The sequence below is a fragment of the Haloarcula amylolytica genome (genome assembly GCF_049705545.1).
GTDB classification, from domain to species: Archaea; Halobacteriota; Halobacteria; order Halobacteriales; family Haloarculaceae; genus Haloarcula; species Haloarcula amylolytica_B.
Genome location: NZ_JBNAMU010000003.1, coordinates 142,415 through 164,938, shown reverse-complemented (window position 1 = coordinate 164,938; position 22,524 = coordinate 142,415). Strand labels below are relative to the sequence as shown.

At 54.7% G+C, this 22,524-nt stretch carries 23 protein-coding genes and 2 pseudogenes; 11 read left to right on the top strand and 14 right to left on the bottom strand.

Annotation, left to right across the window (positions count from 1 at the left end):
• Nucleotides 1–67 precede the first annotated feature (67 nt).
• A complete protein-coding gene (locus tag ACOZ4H_RS20035; protein ID WP_424331017.1) occupies nt 68–565 on the bottom strand; it encodes a hypothetical protein in 498 nt (165 codons plus the stop codon).
• Between the two features lie 71 nt (nt 566–636).
• Nucleotides 637–1,182 (bottom strand): hypothetical protein, encoded by a 546-nt coding sequence (locus ACOZ4H_RS20030; RefSeq protein WP_424331016.1) that lies wholly within the window; start codon nt 1,180–1,182, stop codon nt 637–639.
• A 256-nt stretch (nt 1,183–1,438) separates the two neighbouring features.
• On the opposite strand from ACOZ4H_RS20030, the pseudogene ACOZ4H_RS20025 reads away from it, so the two are divergent.
• Nucleotides 1,439–2,767, top strand: a pseudogene (locus ACOZ4H_RS20025) (hypothetical protein); the annotation flags it as partial.
• A gap of 1 nt (nt 2,768) precedes the next feature.
• Nucleotides 2,769–2,984: a transposase gene (locus ACOZ4H_RS20020; RefSeq protein ID WP_424331015.1), complete on the top strand. Its 216-nt coding sequence runs from the start codon at nt 2,769–2,771 to the stop codon at nt 2,982–2,984.
• Nucleotides 2,985–3,047: 63 nt separating this feature from the next.
• Here the strand turns inward: ACOZ4H_RS20020 and ACOZ4H_RS20015 are convergent, their stop codons facing one another.
• From ACOZ4H_RS20015 to ACOZ4H_RS19975, 9 genes and pseudogenes are all read right to left on the bottom strand, one after another.
• Entirely contained in the window at nt 3,048–3,620 is a 573-nt protein-coding gene (locus ACOZ4H_RS20015; protein WP_424331014.1) for a metallophosphoesterase, read from the bottom strand.
• A gap of 173 nt (nt 3,621–3,793) precedes the next feature.
• Complete coding sequence (locus tag ACOZ4H_RS20010; RefSeq protein WP_424331013.1) at nt 3,794–4,453, bottom strand: metallophosphoesterase family protein; 660 nt, start codon at nt 4,451–4,453, stop codon at nt 3,794–3,796.
• Nucleotides 4,454–4,513: 60 nt separating this feature from the next.
• The gene (locus ACOZ4H_RS20005) at nt 4,514–4,936 is read right to left on the bottom strand and encodes a hypothetical protein (protein WP_424331012.1); all 423 of its coding nucleotides are present in this window, start codon (nt 4,934–4,936) and stop codon (nt 4,514–4,516) included.
• Nucleotides 4,937–5,020: 84 nt separating this feature from the next.
• Nucleotides 5,021–5,335 carry a hypothetical protein gene (locus tag ACOZ4H_RS20000; protein ID WP_424331011.1) on the bottom strand — a complete coding sequence of 105 codons (315 nt, stop codon included), beginning with the start codon at nt 5,333–5,335 and terminating at the stop codon, nt 5,021–5,023.
• A 568-nt stretch (nt 5,336–5,903) separates the two neighbouring features.
• Nucleotides 5,904–6,812 carry a winged helix-turn-helix domain-containing protein gene (locus ACOZ4H_RS19995; protein WP_424331010.1) on the bottom strand — a complete coding sequence of 303 codons (909 nt, stop codon included), beginning with the start codon at nt 6,810–6,812 and terminating at the stop codon, nt 5,904–5,906.
• Nucleotides 6,813–6,918: 106 nt separating this feature from the next.
• Nucleotides 6,919–7,039: pseudogene (locus ACOZ4H_RS19990) on the bottom strand (CoA-binding protein); the annotation flags it as partial.
• A gap of 103 nt (nt 7,040–7,142) precedes the next feature.
• Complete coding sequence (locus ACOZ4H_RS19985) at nt 7,143–7,808, bottom strand: alpha/beta hydrolase (RefSeq protein ID WP_424331009.1); 666 nt, start codon at nt 7,806–7,808, stop codon at nt 7,143–7,145.
• Nucleotides 7,808–8,752 carry a VOC family protein gene (locus ACOZ4H_RS19980; protein ID WP_424331008.1) on the bottom strand — a complete coding sequence of 315 codons (945 nt, stop codon included), beginning with the start codon at nt 8,750–8,752 and terminating at the stop codon, nt 7,808–7,810. The genes ACOZ4H_RS19985 and ACOZ4H_RS19980 overlap by 1 nt, the downstream gene beginning before the upstream one ends.
• 331 nt (nt 8,753–9,083) lie before the next feature.
• Nucleotides 9,084–9,593 (bottom strand): radical SAM domain-containing protein, encoded by a 510-nt coding sequence (locus ACOZ4H_RS19975; RefSeq protein ID WP_424331046.1) that lies wholly within the window; start codon nt 9,591–9,593, stop codon nt 9,084–9,086.
• 1,193 nt (nt 9,594–10,786) lie between these two features.
• On the opposite strand from ACOZ4H_RS19975, the gene ACOZ4H_RS19970 reads away from it, so the two are divergent.
• The 3 genes from ACOZ4H_RS19970 (at nt 10,787) to ACOZ4H_RS19960 (ending at nt 14,918) form a co-directional block, all read left to right on the top strand.
• A complete protein-coding gene (locus tag ACOZ4H_RS19970; protein WP_424331007.1) occupies nt 10,787–11,491 on the top strand; it encodes a hypothetical protein in 705 nt (234 codons plus the stop codon).
• Nucleotides 11,492–12,036: 545 nt separating this feature from the next.
• Nucleotides 12,037–13,419 carry an MEDS domain-containing protein gene (locus ACOZ4H_RS19965; protein ID WP_424331006.1) on the top strand — a complete coding sequence of 461 codons (1,383 nt, stop codon included), beginning with the start codon at nt 12,037–12,039 and terminating at the stop codon, nt 13,417–13,419.
• Between the two features lie 122 nt (nt 13,420–13,541).
• Nucleotides 13,542–14,918, top strand: a complete 1,377-nt coding sequence (locus ACOZ4H_RS19960; protein WP_424331005.1) for a cytochrome P450 — start codon at nt 13,542–13,544, stop codon at nt 14,916–14,918.
• A gap of 167 nt (nt 14,919–15,085) precedes the next feature.
• Here ACOZ4H_RS19960 and ACOZ4H_RS19955 read toward each other — a convergent pair whose 3' ends face one another.
• Nucleotides 15,086–17,314, bottom strand: a complete 2,229-nt coding sequence (locus ACOZ4H_RS19955; protein WP_424331004.1) for a PAS domain-containing protein — start codon at nt 17,312–17,314, stop codon at nt 15,086–15,088.
• A 308-nt stretch (nt 17,315–17,622) separates the two neighbouring features.
• On the opposite strand from ACOZ4H_RS19955, the gene ACOZ4H_RS19950 reads away from it, so the two are divergent.
• Nucleotides 17,623–18,135 (top strand): hypothetical protein, encoded by a 513-nt coding sequence (locus tag ACOZ4H_RS19950; RefSeq protein ID WP_424331003.1) that lies wholly within the window; start codon nt 17,623–17,625, stop codon nt 18,133–18,135.
• A 409-nt stretch (nt 18,136–18,544) separates the two neighbouring features.
• Entirely contained in the window at nt 18,545–18,703 is a 159-nt protein-coding gene (locus ACOZ4H_RS19945) for a hypothetical protein (protein ID WP_424331002.1), read from the top strand.
• Nucleotides 18,704–18,816: 113 nt separating this feature from the next.
• Here the strand turns inward: ACOZ4H_RS19945 and ACOZ4H_RS19940 are convergent, their stop codons facing one another.
• Nucleotides 18,817–19,413 (bottom strand): site-specific integrase, encoded by a 597-nt coding sequence (locus tag ACOZ4H_RS19940; RefSeq protein ID WP_424331001.1) that lies wholly within the window; start codon nt 19,411–19,413, stop codon nt 18,817–18,819.
• Between the two features lie 342 nt (nt 19,414–19,755).
• On the opposite strand from ACOZ4H_RS19940, the gene ACOZ4H_RS19935 reads away from it, so the two are divergent.
• The 4 genes from ACOZ4H_RS19935 (at nt 19,756) to ACOZ4H_RS19920 (ending at nt 21,929) form a co-directional block, all read left to right on the top strand.
• Nucleotides 19,756–20,145 (top strand): response regulator, encoded by a 390-nt coding sequence (locus tag ACOZ4H_RS19935; protein WP_424331000.1) that lies wholly within the window; start codon nt 19,756–19,758, stop codon nt 20,143–20,145.
• 96 nt (nt 20,146–20,241) lie between these two features.
• Nucleotides 20,242–20,538: a toxin-antitoxin system TumE family protein gene (locus tag ACOZ4H_RS19930; RefSeq protein ID WP_424330999.1), complete on the top strand. Its 297-nt coding sequence runs from the start codon at nt 20,242–20,244 to the stop codon at nt 20,536–20,538.
• Between the two features lie 28 nt (nt 20,539–20,566).
• On the top strand, nt 20,567–20,974 hold the full coding sequence (locus ACOZ4H_RS19925) for a hypothetical protein (RefSeq protein ID WP_424330998.1): 408 nt from the start codon (nt 20,567–20,569) through the stop codon (nt 20,972–20,974).
• Nucleotides 20,952–21,929, top strand: coding sequence for a potassium channel family protein (locus ACOZ4H_RS19920; RefSeq protein ID WP_424330997.1), 978 nt, complete (start codon nt 20,952–20,954; stop codon nt 21,927–21,929). The genes ACOZ4H_RS19925 and ACOZ4H_RS19920 overlap by 23 nt, the downstream gene beginning before the upstream one ends.
• A gap of 431 nt (nt 21,930–22,360) precedes the next feature.
• Here the strand turns inward: ACOZ4H_RS19920 and ACOZ4H_RS19915 are convergent, their stop codons facing one another.
• Nucleotides 22,361–22,474 carry a hypothetical protein gene (locus ACOZ4H_RS19915; RefSeq protein WP_424331045.1) on the bottom strand — a complete coding sequence of 38 codons (114 nt, stop codon included), beginning with the start codon at nt 22,472–22,474 and terminating at the stop codon, nt 22,361–22,363.
• Between the last annotated feature and the right edge of the window lie 50 nt (nt 22,475–22,524).

Genomic DNA, 22,524 nt, shown 5'->3' with positions numbered 1-22,524 from the left:
CGCTCTTAGTACTATCGACAGACACGTCGGGGATCGAACATGACCGTTAGACGCTCCCCGGGGCGGATCAGAAGAAATCCGGGATCGTGTCGTAGTTGCCTTCAATCTGACCCGGGTCCTGCAGCCGGTTCGTAACCCCCTCGTCGGTCAGGAGATAGCACGACCGGGTTTCGCCCGTCGCCATTCCTTCCTGGTAGAGGAAATGTCGCCGCTCGCCGCGCTTGACCTGCGCGTTCTCCGGGACTTGCCGCGAATCTCGGTTGGCGTCGCCGCCGTAGTCACTGAAGAATTCCGCCGGGAGTCCGCTGACCCGGTTGTCGTAGATCGACCGCGAGTCGACCGTGTTGAAGTCCTCCCGGTTCGTCAGTTCGGCGTTCGAGAGGATCAGGGTCCCTACAACCCGATCGTACGACCAGTAGACGCGTCCGCCATCTTCGAGAATCCCCTCCTCGAACAGTCCGTCGTGAAGGTTGATACGATGCTCGTCGTGGTTGATGTTCCCACTGCCGATGAAGTACCAGTCCGTCGACGGCTGCTCGCTCGTCTCCGTTTCGTCGTCCCACATGACAATCAAATATATACCAACCGGCAATAAAAGGCAGCGTCAGCAGACCGAAAGTGGGTGCCGAAGCAGTGTTACTCGTCCGTGCTGCCAGCGGTTTGGTCTCGCCGCATCGTCTCCGTGTCCGCAGACAGCAACGGCTCCCGCATATCATCGTGCAGCCGCTGGATGCGGCCGGCGATGGTCGAGAGTGTCGTCATCGTCGTTTCGAGGAACTGTGGATCGTGATCGTACGGAATGTGCGCCCGACAGACGAGCGACGTATCGGCGATCGGTTGGAGGTGCTCGGTTCGATACTGCCCTGCGATCTGTTCCCGCGTTTGCCTGAACTGTCCGATAAAGCGCCCTTCTTCGTTCGGAATCCGCTCGTCGAGAGGGTGATCGAGGAGTACCCTGGCAGCAGTCTCGGATCTGTAGTCGGGAACCAACAGTGTCAGCGTCGCATCGCTGTCCAGATGCTGGGCACGCAGTTCGCCGATAGAGTCGTCGATGGCAGCACGCCGAGCGACTGCGTCGAGGGGGTCTGTCTCCGGTCTGGGCCGCCAGCCGCTGTCGGCGAGCAGATCCGACACGAGGCGATGGTAGAACTGCGGCTCGTAGGTGGAATGTGGAGCGGTCATGGCCTTCGTCTCAGGTATGTGTACCGACATGTTGGTGCTGGCCGGAAATACCCGGGCCCCGGTCTACAGAATCCGTAGCCGCGTTGAGACAATCCAATCAAGTGCCGGGTACTCGCCTTCGAGCAATCGCGTCCCAGTCTTGACCGGTAAATTCTCGAGACCAGCGGCTGAGAGTGTCGTTTCGTTATACTGATCAGCGGCTGGTAACAACGTTGGCTTCGGCTTCTCGGACTGCGTGACCCATTCTGAAGATACGATGCCAACACTCCGCTCACTGCTGGTAATCGCGGCCCTTTGCTCGCTGCTCTCGACAGCCGCAGCTGCGGGGCCTGCGTCTGCCACTGGCAGCCCGGCCCAGATTGAGCGAGGGACGGCACACTCTCTCACCGATGGGAGTCTCAGTGGCGTGGGGGTACTCCAACAAAACGCCACTGCACCGAATGGCTCCAGCGGAGAGGGAACGGAAGCAAACGACACTGACAGCAACGAATCCAGTGTCCAAGACCCAGCAGCCAACGGAACAACAGCTAACGAAGCCGAGGGCAACGAGACTGGCGACCCGGGGTCAGCAGCGAACCAGACGGACGTGAACAGGTCCGTCGAACTCGGAGCAAGGCAGAACCTCAGCGCGAAAGCCTCGTGCTACGAGAACGCCTTGAACCCGCCGGCCAATGCCTCTGTCGGGGACAACGTGATGGCGGGTGTCGTGCCACCAAACCAGTCCTACAACCACACGTTCTTCCGTGCGCTGTGGTCTGGCGATCCCGACCACCCGAACCTCACATAAGCCGACCGGGCCGAGGCTGAGAACGGCACGCTAGCTGTCTTGCCTTCTTGCACGGGAGATATGGTCTCTCGTGAGCCATCGAACACGACGCTGTGGAACCGGCCCGAACACGACTTGTTCCGGACCGGGATCGAGAACGCCTCGCACCCAGTGAACGTCACTGACACTCGCTCTGGCATCTGGATTCGTGACGCCTACGTCGCGTTCTTTAGCATCGAGCTGTCGACGGTTGTCCATCAAGAGGGAGGCACGGAACGGCTGGTCCGTCCGAACGGGACCGTTCGTGCCATTCACGACTACCGGGTGTACATCTCGGAGTTCTTCGAGGACGACTTCCAGGTCGTAGACACGTCGACGAACACGACGCTGTACGCCAACGGCACTCCGATGGACAACAGCACTGCCGCCCAGCCCACGCTCAACTACACGGAGATCAACGGGACCACAGAACTCCAGTTGGTCACGACGATCTCGACGAATCTCTCGGAGATTGGCGATGACGAGATTGACGAGTACGAACTGACGGCCACAGACTCACGGACGGTCCAAATAAAGAATCTCTCCGAGCGGGAGATGGTCGTCGAACCCGGCGTCGTCCCCAATGGCAGAGGGGCCACGACCGACAACTATCACATCGGGACTGTAATCCCCGGCAGCTGGCAAAGCGTCCAGTTCGACGGGGGATACGAAGTCCAGAGCAAGTGGCGGTTCTATACTCGCTCACCGCCCGGCTGGTCGAACTGGTCGGAGAACACGACGACGCCAGTGCGACCACTCGAAACCCACGCTGTCCGAACAGGTGCGCGACTTCATCGAAGAAACGCAGATCGAAGTGACGTATTTTCCGCGTGGATCGCCGGATCTCAACCCTGTCGAGGAGTGCTGGCGCCAATTGAAACGGACTCTTGGCAACCGTTTCTTCGATTCAATCGACGAGCTCAGACCAGCGATGACTGCTGCACTTGACCAAATTAATCCACCACAGATAACCGATTACTTACGTCGAGCAGTATAGTAAGGTGGCATTTCGCGGTTATGAATTGCCGGTACGTGTCATTCGATATAAGAACTCGGCAGCTCAGTCATCACTGAGCTGAGCACGTGCGGTGTCCACATCACGGATTCGCGAGCCATCCGGGCAGGCATCAAGAATCCCTGACAGCGTTTCAAGAGCAATAGGACGGTAGTTTAGCAGTTCGCAGCTGACATTGACGCGCTGAGAATCGTAAGCCACGAACGGAAACTCGTCAGGATGGTTGTTGTGTTCGTGCCCGTGAATGACCCATCCGTCCCATTCGTCTGGAACGTCCTGCGGTCGGTGAGTACAGTAGAATTTTCGCTCATTGTGTTCGATTGTACACGCTTGTAACACTGGGAACGGTGCAGCTTCTGCCTCCAACCCAATGTCGTGATTGCCACGTAGCAGCAGGTCACCGCCTAATCGCTCGAAATACTCGATTGTCTCTGCACCGTCTCGCATATCCATCGCCACATCGCCGAGGTGGATGAGTGTATCCGAGTCTTCAACCGTTTCGTAGTGCCGATTCAGCAGGGTTTGATTCATCTCACCAACGGAACTAAACGGCCGGTCAGTGTATTGGATGATCCTCGAGTGGCCAAAGTGGTGGTCTGAAATCACATATCGACTCATTGGTTATCTCCAGTATAGATTGGTCCGCTACAGACAGTGGTGCGAAGCTACGTACCTATATTTGTTTGACGATTGCAAGCAAGTACCACGATACTCTCCACTATGCTGGTTGGTATAGCAACCGGATCGATTAGAATTCAATTAGATATCTCAGTCTATGAACGCGCGCTCTTCTACCTCTCATCGAGCGTCAGTCGATCTCCATTCCGATCAGAGATTGCCGTCTCTGCGATGCGCTGCTGGACACGTTCGATGTCATACGGGACCCGACAGAGATCAACGGACAAGTCGGATAAATCGACAATTGCATACGCCGCATCTGGATTACCGTCACGGGGTTGGCCGACACTGCCAGGGTTGATCACGAGTCCGTCATCGAATGTCTCGGTGTGTTGGATATGCGTATGGCCTAAGACGAGGACATCCTCATCTTCAAGCAGTGTAGGCGCAAAGTCGGCTGGTTCTGTGTACCGGTCTTGTTCGTCAGGATGGTCGTGGACAATCTTGAGTCGCTCGTCGAACAGTCGGAGTTCTCGAGGCAGTTCCCCTAACCACTCTATATCGTCCGTTGAAAGGACTCGGCGAGCGTATTCGTCGCCAGATTCCCAGGTCATCCCCCTGACGACCTCGCGATCGTGGTTTCCCACTACGGTTGGGATCTCTCGATCCCTGACTATATCTAGACACGCCTGGGGCGATGGTCCATACCCGACGATGTCACCGGCACAGACGAGTGCATCAACAGGTTCCATGTCGTCGAGGACCGCGTTCAATGCGACAGCGTTGGCATGAATATCGGAGAGCAACCCGATACGCGTCGCCTCGGTAGTCATCGTGTCTTTGAATTTGGCATGTGGATGGTGATTAATCTCCTGGCCAGCCTCCGCGTGTGATCATTTGTCAACAGGTGAGCCCGAAGTTCTGAGCTCCACATTGATATTGTACTGGTGAAGAGTGAAATTCTGAACTGCTGATAACGCATATTCCAGTTTCTCCGTGGGTCCGCTAACGATGAGCCGGCCTTCAACATCTGCGTCCTCGCTGACGTCCAAGTCGTCAAGGTGGTCGCGGACCCAGCCGACGTATCTGAGCAGTTGACCAACCGCCCTGTCGCTGCTATTGGACTTTTTCAACTCGACAACACACACTCTGGAGTCGGTTTTATGAGTCAAGAGGATATCTGGGCGTCCAACCCCAGTCGAAAATTCCACGCCTGCCTCTGGGTCGTCTGAATCGCTATAGATCTGCCAGTCCTGCGAGAGTTGGATGTGGTCCCAGTTGTTGACGAGATACTGTTGCAGATATTTTTTTGACAAACTCACTCTTTTGTGGCGCGTCTTCGATGATGGTTCAGGAAATTACGGGGCGTAGATTTAAGCCCTAAGGAAATATATCACCACTCAATTCTCTTTCGGGCGCATCTTCACAGTGATTTGACTGTCGGATGATTCAATACTCAGTCCGAACTGATCTGTGACACATTTTAGCTCAAGTGAGTTGGTCCAAGGCCGGCGTTCGTGGCCATTGGCAAGCTTGGAAATTGCGTCACACTCGATTACGTTGTACAGTGGCGGCAGATCGAGAGACTCTGATTCCTGAACCTCATCGAAAACGCGGAGAATTGTTTTAATTGGACTTGTCTGGGATGGATCTGCTTCTATCCAATACGTCTCACTATCGGAGTTGTATTCGATTGGCGGGAGTTGTCCACTCATTTCAGAATCCCTCCGCCTGCTCACTGATACAATTTGGAGCCGATATCCTGTTTTGACTGTGCCCATGTCGTGTACGTTCTCTTATTAACATAGAACACCTATCTTCCGATACTACGATTGGCATCACCGAATTCTCGTTCCCATTGGCTGGAGGAGACAACAGAGATCTCCTCCCAAACTCTCCCTGTGGCTTGATCTGCTCTCGGCGTGTACCGTCAAATCCACTACTGAGCAACGAACTGCACGCATCAACATCAGACTGTTTTGAATCAGTCATTCCGTGACAACCGCAGAAAAGCCATTGTTGAACTTATATTCTATGTGAAATGAAATTACGTTCTAAACTCGAATGAAGCGGATACTCGGCAACAATTACTGGAAGACCATTCTAGTACGGGGCTATTCTGTCAATAAAGCATCAGTAGGCTCAAATTCTTTTGACCTCGCTCGATTAATAACCAGCAATCTATCGCACAGTCCTTGCGGCCGGAAATATCATAATATCAATATTTCGGGAGCGTGCCGGACTAATGGGGTTACAACAGGTACACGGCCTGTCTTACTCGAATCATTCCCAATCCAGAGTGGCTGAGACAATAGAGACCTCTTGATCGAGAGTTACCTCGGCACGACACTCTTCTGTCGGGACTTCGATTAGGACTTCCCACGGATCTGTGTCCACCAATTCGACATAGCCGCCATCGATAATATACTGATATTCCCATATCTTCTTGCGCTGTATATCGATCAAATCCTTGTCGACGCTTCCGAGAGTCGCTGTCGCATCAAGTAAACGGGCGCCAGTCGGAATATAACTGTAGAAACTGCAGTTCGTACAATCTAGTTCAAGAAGTACTGGATGATTTGACGCAAAAAAGTCCCGGTACAATTGTGAATACTCTGGTCCTTCTGCGGCCCTCACAAACGAGACTTGCACTTTTCCCGCACAAGCAAAACAGACTCCATCCGATCCCATTCGCCATGTTGACTTTACCCAGCGATCGAACGCCCGAATCCCCTCGTCCACGGAACGGTCAGTGAAGGCACCAGGATCGATATGATACGAAATGAGCTTGTTTCCACAGTTCCCACAACTAACAGTGCCGAGATAGTCTTTGTACGTGAATTGTGGCGGTCCACCACAGTCTGGACAACTCCCAGCGACATCGATTGGACCAACATCCGGTGGACACTGGAACGCTCCGCTACGGCTTGCATCGATTACCCGATGGCCCGGGTGCTTGAGTGTATATTGATTGTCTACTTGTTCGATATAAAGCCCCTCTAACTTCGAAAGGTGGTAGTTGAACTTCCCCGAATTGGGCTCATCGACTTCTGACTGTAACTCCGAAAAGGCCAGCGAGTAATCCGGTGCCTTGTTCAACGCTAAAAGTATCTCCAGTCGCAACTCGTGGCTCAAGACGTGGAACGACTCGTAGGCGTCGGTATTTTCCGGGTCATTTCCCCCGTCAGTCATGATACCTCACATAGCCACTCTGCCATCAAATCAATTCCTGCTGAACGTAAGCCAGAGCCGACCTCTAAAATGGGGAAATGAATGGTCAGTCGGACCCAGTTACCGCGTGGTTCTGGAGATACGCCGTACGATGTGTGTGACTTTCTCATACGAGGTTGATGCCCCCACTACTGCAACCGGTTATATGCAAGAATCCGACGGAGTTCGTCGGAATCTTCGATTGGCATACGCCAGATAGCGGGGACCGAACAATCAGTGTACCCCTGGAACCGAGGGTTATGCATCTTCCTCGTCATTGTCGAAAATCGATCCCCACAGCTGCGAACTCGGTCACTCGGTCAGCCCTTCGATGAACGTATTAACCGTCCGAATCTCATCGTCGTTGATCGTGTGTCCCAGATCGTCGTAGAGTCTACTCGTGACGTCACCGCCGAGTCGTTCGAACACGTGCGCCGAGTCCCGAACCCGCTCGGCGGGCACATAGGGGTCGTCGGAACTGCAACCGAGGAACACTGGGGTGTCGTCGATGGCCCCTTCATAGGTGTCGCTCATCTCTGTGCCGAGTAGACTTCCCGAGAGGATGACGAGCCCGCCATACCGACCAGGATTCCGGGCAACGAACTCACCCGCGAGACAGCCGCCCTGGGAAAACCCGAACAGCATTGTTCGTTCGAGTGGGACGCCCGCATCGGCAGCCATATCGAGTGCACTATTGACGTGATCGAGTGCCGAGGAGAACCACGGCTCGTTGTCTTCGAGTGGTGCATACCCAGAGCGAGGATACCACGAACTGCGAGCCGCTTGGGGAGCAAGGTACATCACGCCGTGATGGAGGAACTCGTCGATGAGTGTGAGAATGCTTTGGGCAGTTGATCCGCGGCCGTGTAGCATCACGACGGCGCTCTCTGCTACTTGTGGCGGTGCCCCCGCTGTCTCGATGGGCTGTCCACGGTGTGGGTCCTCTCTTGATCCAGCAGAATTAGGGTTCCGTCCCATTAGTTCGTCCCCTCCCCAGAAGAGGGGTCGAGCGGCTGCAGTTGTCCCTCGATCATCTCGCGGTCTTCTTCGAGCCACGGCGGGAGAAATAGTGATTGCCCGAGTGAGTCGAGGTCGCCTTCAGCTGTGAGTCCCGGCGCTTCCGTAGCGAGTTCAAACAGTATCCCACCGGGTTCGCGCACGTACAGCGAGTGGAAGAAGTGACGATCCTTCACTCGCGACACATCGTATCCACGTTCGCGGAAGAGGTCGTGCCACTCGTAGAGTTGGTCTTTCTCAGGGATCCGCACAGCAACGTGATGAATGGATCCAGCACCCTCTCGCCCAAACTCGGCGTCCCGGTCGAGGAGATCGACGACGGACGCACGGTCTCCCTGTGTCTGATATCGAACTCGGTCGCCTGCTTGATCGCGAAGTTCGAATCCCAGTGTCTCCAGTACACTCGCAGTGACAAAGATGTTCGTCGATAGTAGCGTTACGCCGTGGATGCCGCGAATCGCGTGCTGAGTTGGAACCGAACCGTTCGCCCACGGTTCTACATCCGACTCGCCAGTGACGAGTTCGAGTTGCGTGCCGTCCGGGTCGGAAAACCGAAGGATTGTCTCGTCGAACCGATTGAGTGGTCCCTCGACGGTGACGTCATGTTCTGCTAGTCTGTCCTGCCAGTAGGACACCGAGTTCGACGGGATGGTCAGCGCAGCGGTGCTGATTTGTGGCTTGCCGGGACGACCATCGTCTTCGGCGGGATACGGAAAGAATGTAAGGGCAGTGCCCGGTGAGCCAGTTTCGTCACCGTAGAAGAGGTGGCGTGTGAACTTGTCGTTGAAGTTCACCGTTTGTTTGACGAGTCGGAGACCGAGCACGCCGCTGTAGAAGTCGACGTTCTCCTGGGCATCGCGAACGATGCCTGTGATGTGGTGGATTCCGGATGTGTCAGTGAGCATGTGAGTGGTAGGGGGAGGAACATCGTGAAGTTATTCCCTGTCACTCTGGGTTCTGCCGAACTTAGTCGAAGCCGCCAGCAATAGACTGCGCGTCGGGGGTGTCTTCCCTTCGACGGGTAGGTCAAATCCAGTTAGTGCGTCTTCGAGATATTCCGCTTTGACGTACTCGACACCATCTTAGAATCGAGACTGTTGGAGAGCGTGAGGTCCGCTGGAGTGTGACTAACCAACCCAGATCGATAACCTCCCCCGGCTGTAGGTTAGCCGACCGCATACCAAGACAACCCGGTTCTCAAAGGGTAGTGTTGTATTCCAATGACATCCTGCTCGTTTAGATGAGATGCTTTATAGATTCGCCGTCCCGGGCTAATTCGGATTGCTCAGGCGAGGTATCTGTCTCACGCTCGGAGAACGACTCCGGTGAGACGGCCTCTTGCATTGATTTGAGCTTCGACCGCAGTTGGCCACTCGTCGAGCGGACCAGCTCATCATCTGGCCAGGAATGCACTTCAAGCCCATCGAAGCGTGTTGCGACTTGCTGGACCGTGTTCAGTTGTTCGAGGGCGTACTCGACCCAGTACTGGTGGCTGTCCTGCATCTGCTGGAGTTCCTTGACAACATCGTCGTAGCCGGCTTGTTCGGCGGCGGTGAGACACTGCTGGAAGTTCGCGCCGCGTGGGTTGATTGGCTCGTGGAAGACGACGACCTCACCGAGTGCTCTGAAGTAGCTGAGGAGCTCGTGTACGTCGTCTTCGTCCATCGTTGGATATGTCGGTGACATCGAGACGAACACCGACACACCAGCCTGCTGCACCTCGTCTAAGGCCTGCCAGCGCGTCATCGGTGGTGGGGCGTTCGGTTCCATCGCCCTGACGAGCGTCGCATCGAATGAGGGAATCGACGAGCCGACGGTAATGAGATCACCGGCAGCCTGGAAGAGATCGATATCCCGAGTTACGGCGGGACTTCGCGTGAGAATTCGGATGGGAATGTCGTGTGTGATGAGCTCGGCACGCGAGTAATCTGGGCTGTCCGTCGGTCCTGATAACAGTCAGTGCCACTGGACAGCATCACGACGCCGCGACCGCGGTCAGTCTGCTTGCGCTCGCTGGGATCACGCTCGTCGAAGATATTGCCTAGTCGCTCCGGGAGGTCATCCCGGTATCATCGGTCAGTACAGCCTGCAAATGGATCAGTCAGGCGAATTGCTGATACGCCGCCAACTCGCCAAACCGATGCCCATGCAAAGCACAGTATAGACCCCGAGGAAGACAAACCAACGCGGCCCAGTGGGGGGCACGAAACACAGCGCTAACCCGAGACCGATTGTGGCGAGGCCGCCGAGAATCGTCTCACTCCCACCGATCCGTGCAATGTCTTCCGGTGACCCACTGGGGTTTGGTGAAAAAATAAGATCAGCCCGGTCATTTACCCGTATTCGATACCCAAAATAAACTGTTCCGAGACCCGTCACAATCAAAAGAATCCCGCCAATCACATTCCCGGACGCCATCCTGTATCAGCTGTTCAATCTTCTTTTAATAAATCCATCTCCTGTATGCAGCACGTGGCATACCGCAAACTGGGGTGTCTGATTCGGCCAGTACAGTCAGCATGACAGTTGCCTCACCCACCGGGCATGGGTTGAATGGCACGTGAGGATAGAGGGCGCACGGTACTTCAGAGGGCGTTTCTGTGTGCGGGACGCGTTTCAGATAGTGGATAATTAAATCTAAGATCAGTATCGTTCCATGGTTTGCCACCTATCTAGTCAATTGTTTAACAGTCTAGCAATAACGGAAAGGTATAAGAAATCGGCATTCATGTCCCGGTGTAAACAATACGATGGCCGGTATTGAAACACTCACAGAGTGGGTCACGCTGGCTGCTCGGGAATTCGGGTTCTGGGGGGGTGTAGTACTCCTTATTGTAGGTGCGATTGCCACGTATCAGGGCTGGCAGCAACGGAAGCTGCACCAGCTTGCTATGGACACGCCGCGCAGTGACATTGGAGACATTACGGACTCAGGCCGCGTGCGGGTTCGCGGTGAGATTACGACGCAAGCACCGCGCGATCCATTCACCGCGCCGGTCACCGGTGATGACGACACCGTCCTCGAAGCCTGGGAAATCAAAGCAACGTACGATACACCGAAGCGCGAACGAACGGAGAAAGCGGCGTGGGGTGTCACTGCCGTCCCGTTCTACGTCACGGACGGGACGGGACAACTCCTCGTTGACATCGACGATGTCGTCATGGGAGAATACGGCTCGAGCGACCGTGAGCTCGTCTCCCCAGAAGCGCTGCATGCGGTGAACGGCGTCGCGTGCAACGGTGTCCACTGCGAATTCGAAACATTTGACACCCAGGTCGAAACCGGCTACGACGATCCCCCGCCGGCCCGCATCGCAGACTTCATCAGGCGGACTAGTGGTTTGTCCAGCGACCCGATGGTGACTGACATCGGAGAGTCCGTTATCGAGGATAGCAAACGCGCGTACCGTGGGCAAACGCTACAGGTAGGTGATGAAGTCAGTCTCATTGGACACGTCGAACCGCAGCACGGTACCACTGCGGGACACGAATTCGCACTGCGCCACGACGGGACTGCGGACAACTGGTTATATGTATCCGAGCAGGAGTTCCGTAACCGGGTAACTGGCACCGGACTGTTCGTATTCGCTAGCCTGACGGTCTGTTTCGCAGTCGCATTGATCGCAGCCAGCCTCATCCTGTAGCAGGGTTCTGTGACATCGCCGCCGGTACCGAAGTAAAAAGATAGTCTCTCGTCACCGCGGAGCTGGGGATGAAGTCCGGCACTCGGCTTGGCTCTCGGGGTTCTCGTCGTTGTCGGATTGATTGGGCTCGCTGGAATCCTCTCTTACTACGAATACGAACAGTAACAGTACTGAATTGACCGGTTCACATTCTCGCTTTTCAGCGGACGACCTCTGACCGATATGCGCCCTCTATTCAGCAACGCCCGATCGAACCACCGGGATGCTGTCAAGAGTCGCTTGCTGAATATAGTCGAAGGGCCTTGTTTAGACGCGGGGCAGATCGTCCGCTAGGGCCGTTATCTAAACAACAAAATCGGATAGAAAGGCACTCACAGACTGATTCAGTCACCCGGCATAGCCACTAACCGACGCCTTCAGGAGCGTCTAAACAAGGCTTAGTCGAAGCATATACCATACCTGACGAGTCGGCGAACTCATGAAATAGTAAAGGGTTGTAATATCACTCCCAATAGCCTTATCAGAAAGAACGAGGTGATGCTAACATGAAAAATTCCGAGGTGGGTGACTCGGCTCATCTCTCTCGCGCCACGACTCCAACGGTAGATGATTTCCGAGCAGCCCTCAACGAGACGGACCTAGCGCGGCATCTCGCGTATTTTTACGAAAGCCCGACGACACAGCTCACTCTCGCGGCCGAATTTATCGACTACGGCCTCCAGTCTAATTATAAATGTCTGTATCTGGCTGACCAGAACAGTCCTGCAGCGGTCGAACGCGCGCTCAGCGCCACGGGAATTGACGTGGCCCAACGGCGCGCGGATTCGGACTTGCGCATCGATGATGCCTCAAATGTGTACCTGGAATCCGGGTTCGATCCCGGTCGAATGATCTCGCAACTCGAATCGGCCTGTACCGAAAGCGTTGAGACGGGTTATGAAGGCCTGTTCGTAGCGGGTGAAAACACGTGGTGTTTTCACACCGAGTCGTCGTTTGATCACATCGTCGGATTCGAATCAGACTTTGACGACATATGTCCGACGCTTCCGGTCCACGCACTCTGTCAGTACGACCTAACACGGTTCAGTGAGGAGTCAACCGCCAAAGCCATCTGGACCCACAAACAGGTCGTCTATCAAAACATAATCTGCGAGAACCCATACTACATCTCGCCAAGCGAGTATACTGGAACAGAGCGGCCAGAGCTGAATGCACGGCTGATGCTTGAGCAGATGTATGATCTGACACAGGCCAGGAGAGATATCGAGCAGCGTGATCAGCGATTGACCGTACTCAATCGCGTGTTGCGGCACAATATCAGCAACGACCTTACTGTGATTTCCGGAACGTTAGAAGCTCTAGCCAAGAAGGTTGACTTGGATGCAGCGATGCAGGAGCGGGTCCACGCTGCAATCCAGCATTGTGACAAAGTCGCTGGTATGTCGGACAAAGCTCGGTATATTCGACAGACAATCGGTCAGAGTCGGACCGAACAAACCGAACTCGGGCCGGTCATTGATCGAGCCATCGACCAACTGCAAATCGACTATCCGGACGTGAATGTCACCATCTCGGGTCCTTGCGACATGGATGTATTCATTGACGAAAACTTCGATATCGCTGTGCATGAAATACTCATGGCACTCATCCTGTTGCAGGAGAACAATCCTGAAACAGTGTCGCTCACCATTTCAACACCCCGGTCAGACACCGCGACGCTGGTTTTCCACGCGGCGGGGGTCGTAATTCCAGAGCAGACCCAGAAAGCGATTCAGCAGGGATACGAGACACAGTTGGAACACGGATACGATATCGGTCTATGGCTAGTCAAATGGATTGTCGAGAACGCCTACGGGAGTCTGAGCTTCCCAACTGGTCAGCCTGAAAAGCCCCAGTTCCGACTGCAGATACGGCGGCTCAATGAATGATACGCAGACTTACCGATCACCTGATTCACCCGTAAATCAGTGATGCAAACATTGTGAGGATGTTTCTATGACACGCTCTACCTGGAAAATGACTATTAGCAATCATTCATATTAGCTTACATATGGCGAGTGGTCACACCGACTCAGGTCCGGATGATGAGACCGACAAGCTTCCGCCGGGCCCGGATGGGCTCCCGGTGCTGGGAAACACCCATCAGTACGTCAAGCAGCCAATGGGGTTTTTTGACGAGCTTGCTGAGTACGGTGATGTCGTCCACTGTGAATTTCCGCGTATCGACGCCGTCGCTGTCTTCCATCCCGATTATATCGGCGAGGTATTACTGGGACAAGATACCTACGAACGGTGGAATTTCGACGAACTGAAAGAACTCCTCGACTACGAAATCGCACCGCGAGGTCTCACATTCACACGTGGCGAGAAATGGAAACAACAGCGCCACTTCCTCCAGCCGATGTTCGGGCTGAACCGGTTGCGAGGGTTCAGTGCGTCCATGGTTGCTGCGACGGAACAACTGATCGAGGAGTGGGACGACGGCGAAGAGATCGTCATCAACGAGGAGTTCTCGGAACTGACGCTGTCGATACTCACAAATTCGTTGTTTGATTTCGACCTCGGCGAACACCGGCAAGTGATCACCGAGGCCGCTGACGAACTACAGACCATGGCCGATATGAGTGGTCTCAGTGCCGTCGAAATGCTCTTGCCCTCGTGGGTGCCGACCCACAGGAACCGACGGTATAAGCAGGCTATGGATGCGTTCGATGAAACGGTCGATACGCTTATTGAACAGCGGAGAGCGAATCCCGGCCAGTACGATGACCTCCTGACGATGATGCTGGAAAAAGAGGACGACCACGAGTATACGATGACTGATGCGGAAATTCACGACCACTTGATTACGTTCCTCATCGCTGGTCACGAGACGACAGCGATGGCGCTGACGTTCACGTGGTTGTTGCTGGCGACTCATCCCGATGAATGGGACCGATTATCGCGGGAAGCCACGACTGTGCTAGACGGCCCACCTACGGCGGAAGACCTTGCTGACCTCACCGTTACTGAGCACGTCGCCAAGGAAGCGATGCGGCTCTATCCGCCAGCGGGGATGCTGTTCCGCGAAGCTGTCGAGGAGACAATGCTTGGAGGGTACCATATTCCTGACGGAACAAAAATTCTACTGCCACAGTTCACTGTCCATAAGGACAACCGATGGTTCGACGCGCCCGAACAGTTCCGGCCCGCGCGTTTTACCGATGCTCGGAGTGACCGACGGCCGGACTTTGCGTACTTCCCCTTTGGCGCTGGTCCCCACCAGTGTATCGGGATGCACTTTGCAATGATGGAGTTGAAGCATATCATCCCGATGCTTGCCCGAAATGCGGAATTCGAGCTGTTGAGTTCACCTCAGCCTGAAATCAACATGGAGTTGACGTTACAGCCTTCCGAGGATGTTCGGATGCGTGTTCACAAACAGTGATTCACCGTAGCAAGTTAGCGACGAAAAATCTATGTTCTGTCCCATCAGCAGGGGCTGCTGTATAGGTGAACATGCAAAGCTGCGTATGAAAATACGCGCCTCTGTGCAGCACCGGCGTTTCGAATTCCTCATCATCTGTCAGTACTGGTGTGACCGATATAGAGCGTCTATGCATCAGTAGAATTAGTCTCGACTCCAGTAATTTCGAATCGTGCTCCACCCACGTCGCTCTCGGTCACCGTAATCTCCCAGTCGTGTGCCGCCACGATTTCCGACACGATATTCAGGCCATAGCCGGTCCCACTCTCAGCCGTCGAATATCCGGTCTCGAACACTTGATCGCGCGTCTCCGGAGGGATCCCCGGGCCATCATCAGCCACGAAAAACCCAGTTTCCTCCCATCCGACGCACACTGATACCGCCTCTCCTCCATGGTCAACGGCGTTCCGAAAGAGATTCTCGAATAATTGCCGCACTCGACTCCGGTCTGCACGCAGTTTCTGGCTCCGCTCAATTGCCAGCGTTGCCTCTGTCGTTTCGATGGTCTCCCAGGCCTCTTGGGCTATGACCTCTAACTCAATGGGTTCGACTTCTCCAACGGCATCCCCTTCTCTGGCAAGCGTACGCAGATCTTCTATCAAATCCATCGCTCGGTCGACACTCTGTCTGGCCTTGGCAAGATGCGGGCTGTCACACCCTTCACTGGCTAACTTCATGCGCCCGGTTGCTACGCTCAGCGGGCCGCGAAGGTCGTGAGAAACAATGCTCGTAAACTCTTCAAGCCGGTCGTTTTGACGAGCTAATTGCCGTTCACGCTCCTTGCGCTCGCTGATATCCCGGACCACACAGATCGCCTGGCCGTCGGTAGTCCTACTCAGCGACAACTCTTGGGGGAATGTAGTACCATCCTTGCGAGTGCCGATCGCTTCACCCCGCCACTGTCCCTCCGCATCCAGGGTCGGCATCACTTCACTCTCGAATCTCTCGTGCTCATCTTTCCCATAACACATCTGCCAAGAGTTGCCCACAAATGCGTCAGGACTGTCGTAGCCGTAGATGTCTGCATGTGCTTGATTAGCAAACCTGTACGATTCGTCGACGTCTAAAATCGCAATCCCGTCAGTTGAGGCCTCCATCGCGGCCGACCGTGCTTCTAGCTTCCGCTGACGCTTGCGTTGGTCAGTTATATCCTGCGTGATGAAAAATCCGCCAGTCACCTTGCCAGTCTCGCCCCGTAGCGGTACAGAATGTCCCTCAAAGATACGCCCTTCGTACGGAAGTTCAACGGTCTCCTGATTGCCATCTAATGTCGATTCCATCAGCGGTTCCAGCAGTTCAATGTCCTCCTCGGTATACGGATCGACCTCGTAGATTGTTTTGCCAATGAGGTCTTCTGGGGACGTGTCGATCGGATCGAATCCACTCCCGGAAACGTACTGATAGCGGAGATCCGCATCAAAATAGTGGACGCCGCCGTTGGGGAACGATTCGGCGAGCGTTCGAAAGCGTTGCTCTGACTCACGGAGTTGACGCTCTTGCTCTTTCCGGTCGGTGACATCTCGGAAGTACACGGACAAGCCCGTCTCAGAGGGGTAGGCCCGCACCTCGAACCAGGCGTTTAGCGGCTCAGGATAATACTCCTCAAACGAGACTGTCTCCTGGTCGTACATCGCCTGTTCGTACTTCGGCTTGAATTTCCGCTCGGTTGCTGCCGGGAACTCTCCCCAGACGTTCTCGCCTTCAAGTTCCCGGCCGTCTGGATTGATTACGTCATGGGCCTGGTCATTGATATAGGTGAACTGCCAGTCCTTGTCAAGGGCAAAGAACGCATCTGAGATCCGCCCGTATATCTCCTCTAGTTCGTGTCGTTCCTGGCTCGTATCGATAGCGGAGGCGAGAATCGTGGCGATGCTCTGGACGAAGGCGGCGTCCTGGTCAGTAAAATCACGGTGGTCCGTCGTATGTGTCTCAAGTAGCCCCCACGGGTTCTCAGTGGAATCAATAACGACGCTTATGCTGCTGGCGGTATCGTGGTTGGTAAGCAGGTTTTGCTCGGTGAAGCGGGCTTCAGTCTGTAAATTATCGACAATAACTGGGTCCTCTGACTGAAGCGAATACCCCACGTATGAAGAGGGGTCGGTTGTCACAGCTGTCATTCCCATTAGTTCCTCGCGCCAGCCAACACCCTCTCTCAGCACGGCGTCTTCACGGGATGAGACGAGTTCTAAGACGGTCACGTAGTCGGTGCCGAGTCCCTCCGCGACAGCCATGGATGCGTTGTCCAACAATTGATCGATATCGACGGTGTCAAGCGCCGCCTGACCGAACCTGGCAATGATTTTCTGCTGGCGTATCCCTGACGGTGTATTAGGATCCGTTCCCGAGGGAAACCCCATATTATGATTACAGGTATACTCTTTGAATAGGCTTTGGCTTCTATATCGAGCGCTGCAATGAACGCAATCTGACCCATCTATCAGTGCAAGATACGCGCCCTGTATCTTGCACGACCAATTTGATGTTTCCGGACGCTGTCAGGACCAGGGTGCTGAATATAGAGTGTAATCACCCTCTTCGATAGCTATCGGAAAGATTGCAGAGAGTTGGAAGAAAGTTCGGACTAACTCTGGGGAAATCTCGAAAAATCGTCTTATTACCCCTCTGTGTGGTGAATTCTGGAGGCCGAGAACGCCTTCAAACCACAATGACCGAACGCAAAAAACCGACACGGCGACAAGTTCTTCGAACAGGAGCAGCCATCGGCGTTGCAGGTGTTGGGCTGTCTATAGCCGGATCAACGGCGGCGAACCCGGGGAAGGGAGATGAAAACGGTGGGGGGAAAGAGTTTGGACGCGTCTACGCGAACGACGACCTCTGGCGGACTAACGTTGTGAAAGTCCTAGACGATCGTCCCGATCCCGAAGACAAAATCTACTTTTTGCATGATGGGAGCGGGCCAATTGTGGCTAACGACGATGCGAGTGAAGACCAACTCTCACCGTTCGTCTCCGAGTCAGCACCCGGTGACCGAGACTGGAACGGTGGTCAATGGACGCACTTTTCGGCAGAAGTGACCGATATTGACGCGTTCAACGCCGACGCACCGTTGCGGAATGACGGCGATATCTTAGATAAGGACTACATTGATGTCAGTCCCGGTCGCCCTGGCTTCGGCCCACCCAACTACTTCATTTGTCCGCTGAACGGTCGGGCATAGCGACACTCCGCGTAGTAGCTATCTCTGACTACGCGCCCTCTATGCAGCACCGACGTTTTGAATTACTCATGATCTTTCAGTACTAGTGTGACCGATATGGAGGGTGAATTCAGCAATTTCTTTAGGCATCGGCAGTCGGTGTTGCGATGTGTCCCAGCCCTCCAACCTTCCCCGTCGAACAGTACTCAAACTTTGTGGCAGTTTGGGACTCGCGAGCGTGGCCGGTTGCAGTCAATTGGAGTCACAACCACCCCAGCTCACTATATCGATATTCAACCAAACTGACCGGAGCTACAATGTCCCTATAACGCTATACGAATGGGAGTCCTCCCGAGAACGGGACGACGCGCGAGGTTATGAGACCACTTTTGAACTCGCCGCGAACGGAGACGCACAGCGTGAAGACGTAGTGAACGCCGACGCCTACATCGTCCGGTACAGCGTGTACCAAGACGGGGGCCAGCTTGTCGATCAAGGACATACACACTACTACCCCCGAGAGGAAAACAGCGAGCTTGCCTTCGATATTAGGGACGGTGAACTGACCCGGCGGTTCTACCACTCGTGACAGAGACGCGCTATGTATTCAGCAGAGTTGTGAAAAGCTATCACCGGTGCAGGATTTTAATAGGAATATTTTTCGCTTAATTGTAGTGGACCCATCTACGCCGCTTGCTCAGTCTACAGACCGATTTCTGCGAACGCGTCGTCGATAACCTCCTCGCTCGGTGCGTTTAGGTAGGGCTCAATAGCGGCGAAGGAGTCCCAGCCGCCGACGGCCATCACGACACGCGGGTTCACCTGCTCGTCGACCAGGAGGCGCTGGGCGAAGCGGCGGCGGAGGTCGTGCGTACTCACCTTCTCAAAGTCGTCGTCGCCAGTCGTCTCGGCAGCTCGGGCAGCGGTGCGGCGGACGACCGCGCGGACGCCGGGTTGCTTCAGGTCAATGAACGGGTCTTTCGGGGCGATATTGTGTTCGTTCTGATAGCGCTGGAGGTCACGCTCGACGCTGTCGGGGAGATAGGCGTCGCGGGGTTTGCCGTCGTTGCCCGACGTGTCCTTCCCGGCGCGAACGCGGAGGCGGGACTGTCCGCTGTCGGTTGCCTTCACATCGACGGGCCGGACCTGCGGAATCTCGAAGGCGCGCAACCCGACGAACGCGCCCAGTTGGATGATGAGGTCATCACGCTGGCTGTTCGTGGCTCGGCGGAGGTCCTCAATATCGCTGTCGGTGAACCAGACTTTGTGTTCGTTACCGTCGGTGGCTTCGATTCGCATTACGATTAGTTCAGCTTCCGTTAGGTAGTGGTTGCGGACAGCGTGATCGGCGCGGGGACACCCCGTGTACCGAGTGAAAATCGCGGTGTCTGTTACGACTTATATAACAAGTCGTTACTCATTATTTTAGGCGTGTCTTTGAGATATGGCCGCTCGGTATGTCTACGTACTGAACAGGCGATTCTTTTTGACAGTTCTGAAAATAATTACCTTGCGAACTGCTCTGTGACGCCTTACTGGCAGTGACATCCGCGGGCCGCGCACGGCGCAAAATCCGCTCTAGCTATCAAATATAATAATCACACCCATGTCGTTTTTGCAAATGTGATAAAATAGCTAAATATGTCGAGTAGTGTTCAAGAGGCAATCCAAGTCCTCCATGTTGATGATGAACCGGACTTTCAGGACCTCACTGAGGGGTTTCTTGAACGCGAAGACGAGCAGTTCAGTGTCGTCGTAGCTTCTGGTGCCACCGAAGCTCTAGAAATAATCGACAACGACAAGCCGGACTGTGTCATTTCAGACTTCGATATGCCCAGAGTAGATGGACTTGAATTTCTACGGATGATTCGGATAAAGTATCCACAACTCCCGGTTGTTTTCTTCACTTCGCAGGACCGTGAGACGATTATTGGTAGTGCTATCGCCGTCGGCCCCACAGGCTATGTAAAAAAGGAGGCGACTGCTGAACAGTACGAATTTCTAGCCGAACAGATCCGCAGTACGATGTAGTGACCAAACCGCGACTTATCGGACAAATCGGTACTATCCCATTGTTAGATTAGACCCTAACGTTCTTACTGTTAGGATACAAACTAACAATTATCGATGGGCGATGATGTTGTGGTGCTGGAAGATGAGATTCAAGCCTACGATGACGGGACTGTCGCTCCAGTACGCGTCCTTGAGGTTCCCGAGTCTGACCAGTACCCAGACGGCGTCGAGTACGCGTTCCACTATGGAGTGGCAGGTGCTGAGGACCCCATCATCCGGTTCGACAACCATCACGGGCCACATGAATTGCACATCGCGGGACAAGTCCTTGAGCTCGAGTTCGACGGACTCCAGCCACTGTATCAAGCGTGGCGTGCTGCACTCCCGCCCGAGAAACGCATCGACTGGTAGTTCCCCACACTCACACACACACGAACCCATGACCCGAACACTCCACATCACGATTGGTACGCGACCCGACCGTAGCGGCCTCGAAGATACCCTTGCAGCAATCGATGAAGGGGAAGACGTTGAAGCAAACCCGTCTCGACTGAGTATCGAAAGTCTCGCGACGTTTGGCCGTCTCTTCCGACCGACGAATCTGACACTCCTAGCGGCTATCCTTGAACATGAACCGGACAGCATCCGCGAACTCGCACGCATCGTGGACCGCCATCCGCCTGAAGTGACTGAGAACGTCCACGAACTTGCTGACTACGGGCTGGTCGAACTCAAGGACGAGGGACGGGCGAAACGGCCGACCGTCTGGTACGACGAATTCGAGTTCTCTGGTGATGTCCCACTGCAGGGACTCGATACCGGCAATGATACCCCGATTGCGCCGTAAGCTCAACTCTTGCGCCGAAAAGGCCATCTCCTCGTTCAGTTCGGACTTGACGGATACAATCGATATCGGCGGTGAGATAGAAGTCACGGAAGTCCCGGTCCAGCAGGGGAACCGACTCATCGGGACGCGAATCCGCGACTCGAAGATCAGGGAGGAGACCGGCGCAAATATCATCGGTGCGTGGATCGACGGGGAACTACAGCTCCCACCTGACCCGGACGCGATTATCCGCTCGAATACGGTATTGCTCGTTACGGGTGCACGCGATGCCCTGGAGGCGTTCAGTGACTTTACCCAACCGGCCCGTACGCTCCAGAAACACGAGCGGATCATCGTTGCCGGACAGGGGGAAGTTGGCCAAGCGTCACGGGAAGTTATATCCGAGAGAGGCCTCGATGTCGTGACTATCGATATCGAAGACCGCGATGGCGTGGATGTCGTGGGTGATTCCAGGACTGACGAAATCTTAGAAGAAGCAGGGGTCGAGACTGCCGGTGCTATTATTATCGGTCTGCCAGATGATTCTGGATCACTATTGACAACCGTGTTAGCCCGGTCGTTGAATCACGATATCGAGATCCTCGTTCGGGTAACTGACACCGATGCGACCCGGAAGGCACTCAGTGCAGGAGCGGACTACGTGCTGTCGGTTCCACGGGTGAGCGCTCGAATGGTCGCCAGGGAACTCCGCGGCGAGGATGTCCTTGCACCAGCGAGTCAGATTCGGCTACTCCGTGTCCCTGCCACACCACTGGCAGGGTCGACACTCGCCAAGTCAGGCATCTACGAAAAAACTGGCTGTCGTGTCATCGCTATCAAGGACGGATCTGGGTTCACCAGCGCAGTTGATCCACAACGGAAGTTCACTGGAACCGAGCACATCGTTCTGGTCGGCTCCGACGAGGCAGTCCAGCAGTTCAGAAAGCAGTTCGACGTCTCACCAATAAAATCTTAGAACTGACCGCCCAGAGGGTATTTGATCCTCCTGTTCGATGGGAGCGGATCCCACCAAGACCGATGATTGCGCCACAGACCGACCCAAATCCCGGATCGGTACCCGATCTGCTGTCAATCCGTAACTGACCGCTATTGTCGGGCGGTTCACGCATCCGAGTTCGGAGATTGGGTCTGGTTCTTTCTTTTGAGTCTTCCCAGCTACGGCGAGACTTCGAAGGATCGACCACACATAACCGAGAGATGTACCGATGCGATCTGCCAGCTCTCGGGTAGTATATGGTACGAACGGTTCCATTTCCTCGTAGACCGTTTCACCCGAAACCTGTCCGGACTCTTGGTTGTCCGATGGGGAATCAGCGGATATTTGATAAAATCACACTCCGGGCCGTTGTAACCATTCATATTCTCAGGGCCTCCCTCAGATGGCGTTCATGACTTCTGAGAGGGTCTGGGTCTAACAAAAAGCACGACGTGGTCGCCGGGCTTGACAATGGTCCCACCCCGAGGGACAGTGAACTCACGGTCACGGGTAACTGCGCCAATGACAACTTCGGATGGAAGGTCAGTGACGCTTTCGTTGATCAGACGGTCCG

Bases quoted from the DNA above. Each gene is read 5' to 3' on its own strand.
- ACOZ4H_RS20035 (WP_424331017.1), bottom strand. From the start codon at position 565: ATGTGGGACGACGAAACGGAGACGAGCGAGCAGCCGTCGACGGACTGG.
- ACOZ4H_RS20030 (WP_424331016.1), bottom strand. From the start codon at position 1,182: ATGACCGCTCCACATTCCACCTACGAGCCGCAGTTCTACCATCGCCTC.
- ACOZ4H_RS20015 (WP_424331014.1), bottom strand. From the start codon at position 3,620: ATGAGTCGATATGTGATTTCAGACCACCACTTTGGCCACTCGAGGATC.
- ACOZ4H_RS20010 (WP_424331013.1), bottom strand. From the start codon at position 4,453: ATGACTACCGAGGCGACGCGTATCGGGTTGCTCTCCGATATTCATGCC.
- ACOZ4H_RS20000 (WP_424331011.1), bottom strand. From the start codon at position 5,335: ATGAGTGGACAACTCCCGCCAATCGAATACAACTCCGATAGTGAGACG.
- ACOZ4H_RS19995 (WP_424331010.1), bottom strand. From the start codon at position 6,812: ATGACTGACGGGGGAAATGACCCGGAAAATACCGACGCCTACGAGTCG.
- ACOZ4H_RS19985 (WP_424331009.1), bottom strand. From the start codon at position 7,808: ATGGGACGGAACCCTAATTCTGCTGGATCAAGAGAGGACCCACACCGT.
- ACOZ4H_RS19980 (WP_424331008.1), bottom strand. From the start codon at position 8,752: ATGCTCACTGACACATCCGGAATCCACCACATCACAGGCATCGTTCGC.
- ACOZ4H_RS19975 (WP_424331046.1), bottom strand. From the start codon at position 9,593: ATGACGCGCTGGCAGGCCTTAGACGAGGTGCAGCAGGCTGGTGTGTCG.
- ACOZ4H_RS19965 (WP_424331006.1), top strand. From the start codon at position 12,037: ATGAAAAATTCCGAGGTGGGTGACTCGGCTCATCTCTCTCGCGCCACG.
- ACOZ4H_RS19960 (WP_424331005.1), top strand. From the start codon at position 13,542: ATGGCGAGTGGTCACACCGACTCAGGTCCGGATGATGAGACCGACAAG.
- ACOZ4H_RS19955 (WP_424331004.1), bottom strand. From the start codon at position 17,314: ATGGGGTTTCCCTCGGGAACGGATCCTAATACACCGTCAGGGATACGC.
- ACOZ4H_RS19950 (WP_424331003.1), top strand. From the start codon at position 17,623: ATGACCGAACGCAAAAAACCGACACGGCGACAAGTTCTTCGAACAGGA.
- ACOZ4H_RS19940 (WP_424331001.1), bottom strand. From the start codon at position 19,413: ATGCGAATCGAAGCCACCGACGGTAACGAACACAAAGTCTGGTTCACC.
- ACOZ4H_RS19935 (WP_424331000.1), top strand. From the start codon at position 19,756: ATGTCGAGTAGTGTTCAAGAGGCAATCCAAGTCCTCCATGTTGATGAT.
- ACOZ4H_RS19930 (WP_424330999.1), top strand. From the start codon at position 20,242: ATGGGCGATGATGTTGTGGTGCTGGAAGATGAGATTCAAGCCTACGAT.
- ACOZ4H_RS19925 (WP_424330998.1), top strand. From the start codon at position 20,567: ATGACCCGAACACTCCACATCACGATTGGTACGCGACCCGACCGTAGC.
- ACOZ4H_RS19920 (WP_424330997.1), top strand. From the start codon at position 20,952: ATGATACCCCGATTGCGCCGTAAGCTCAACTCTTGCGCCGAAAAGGCC.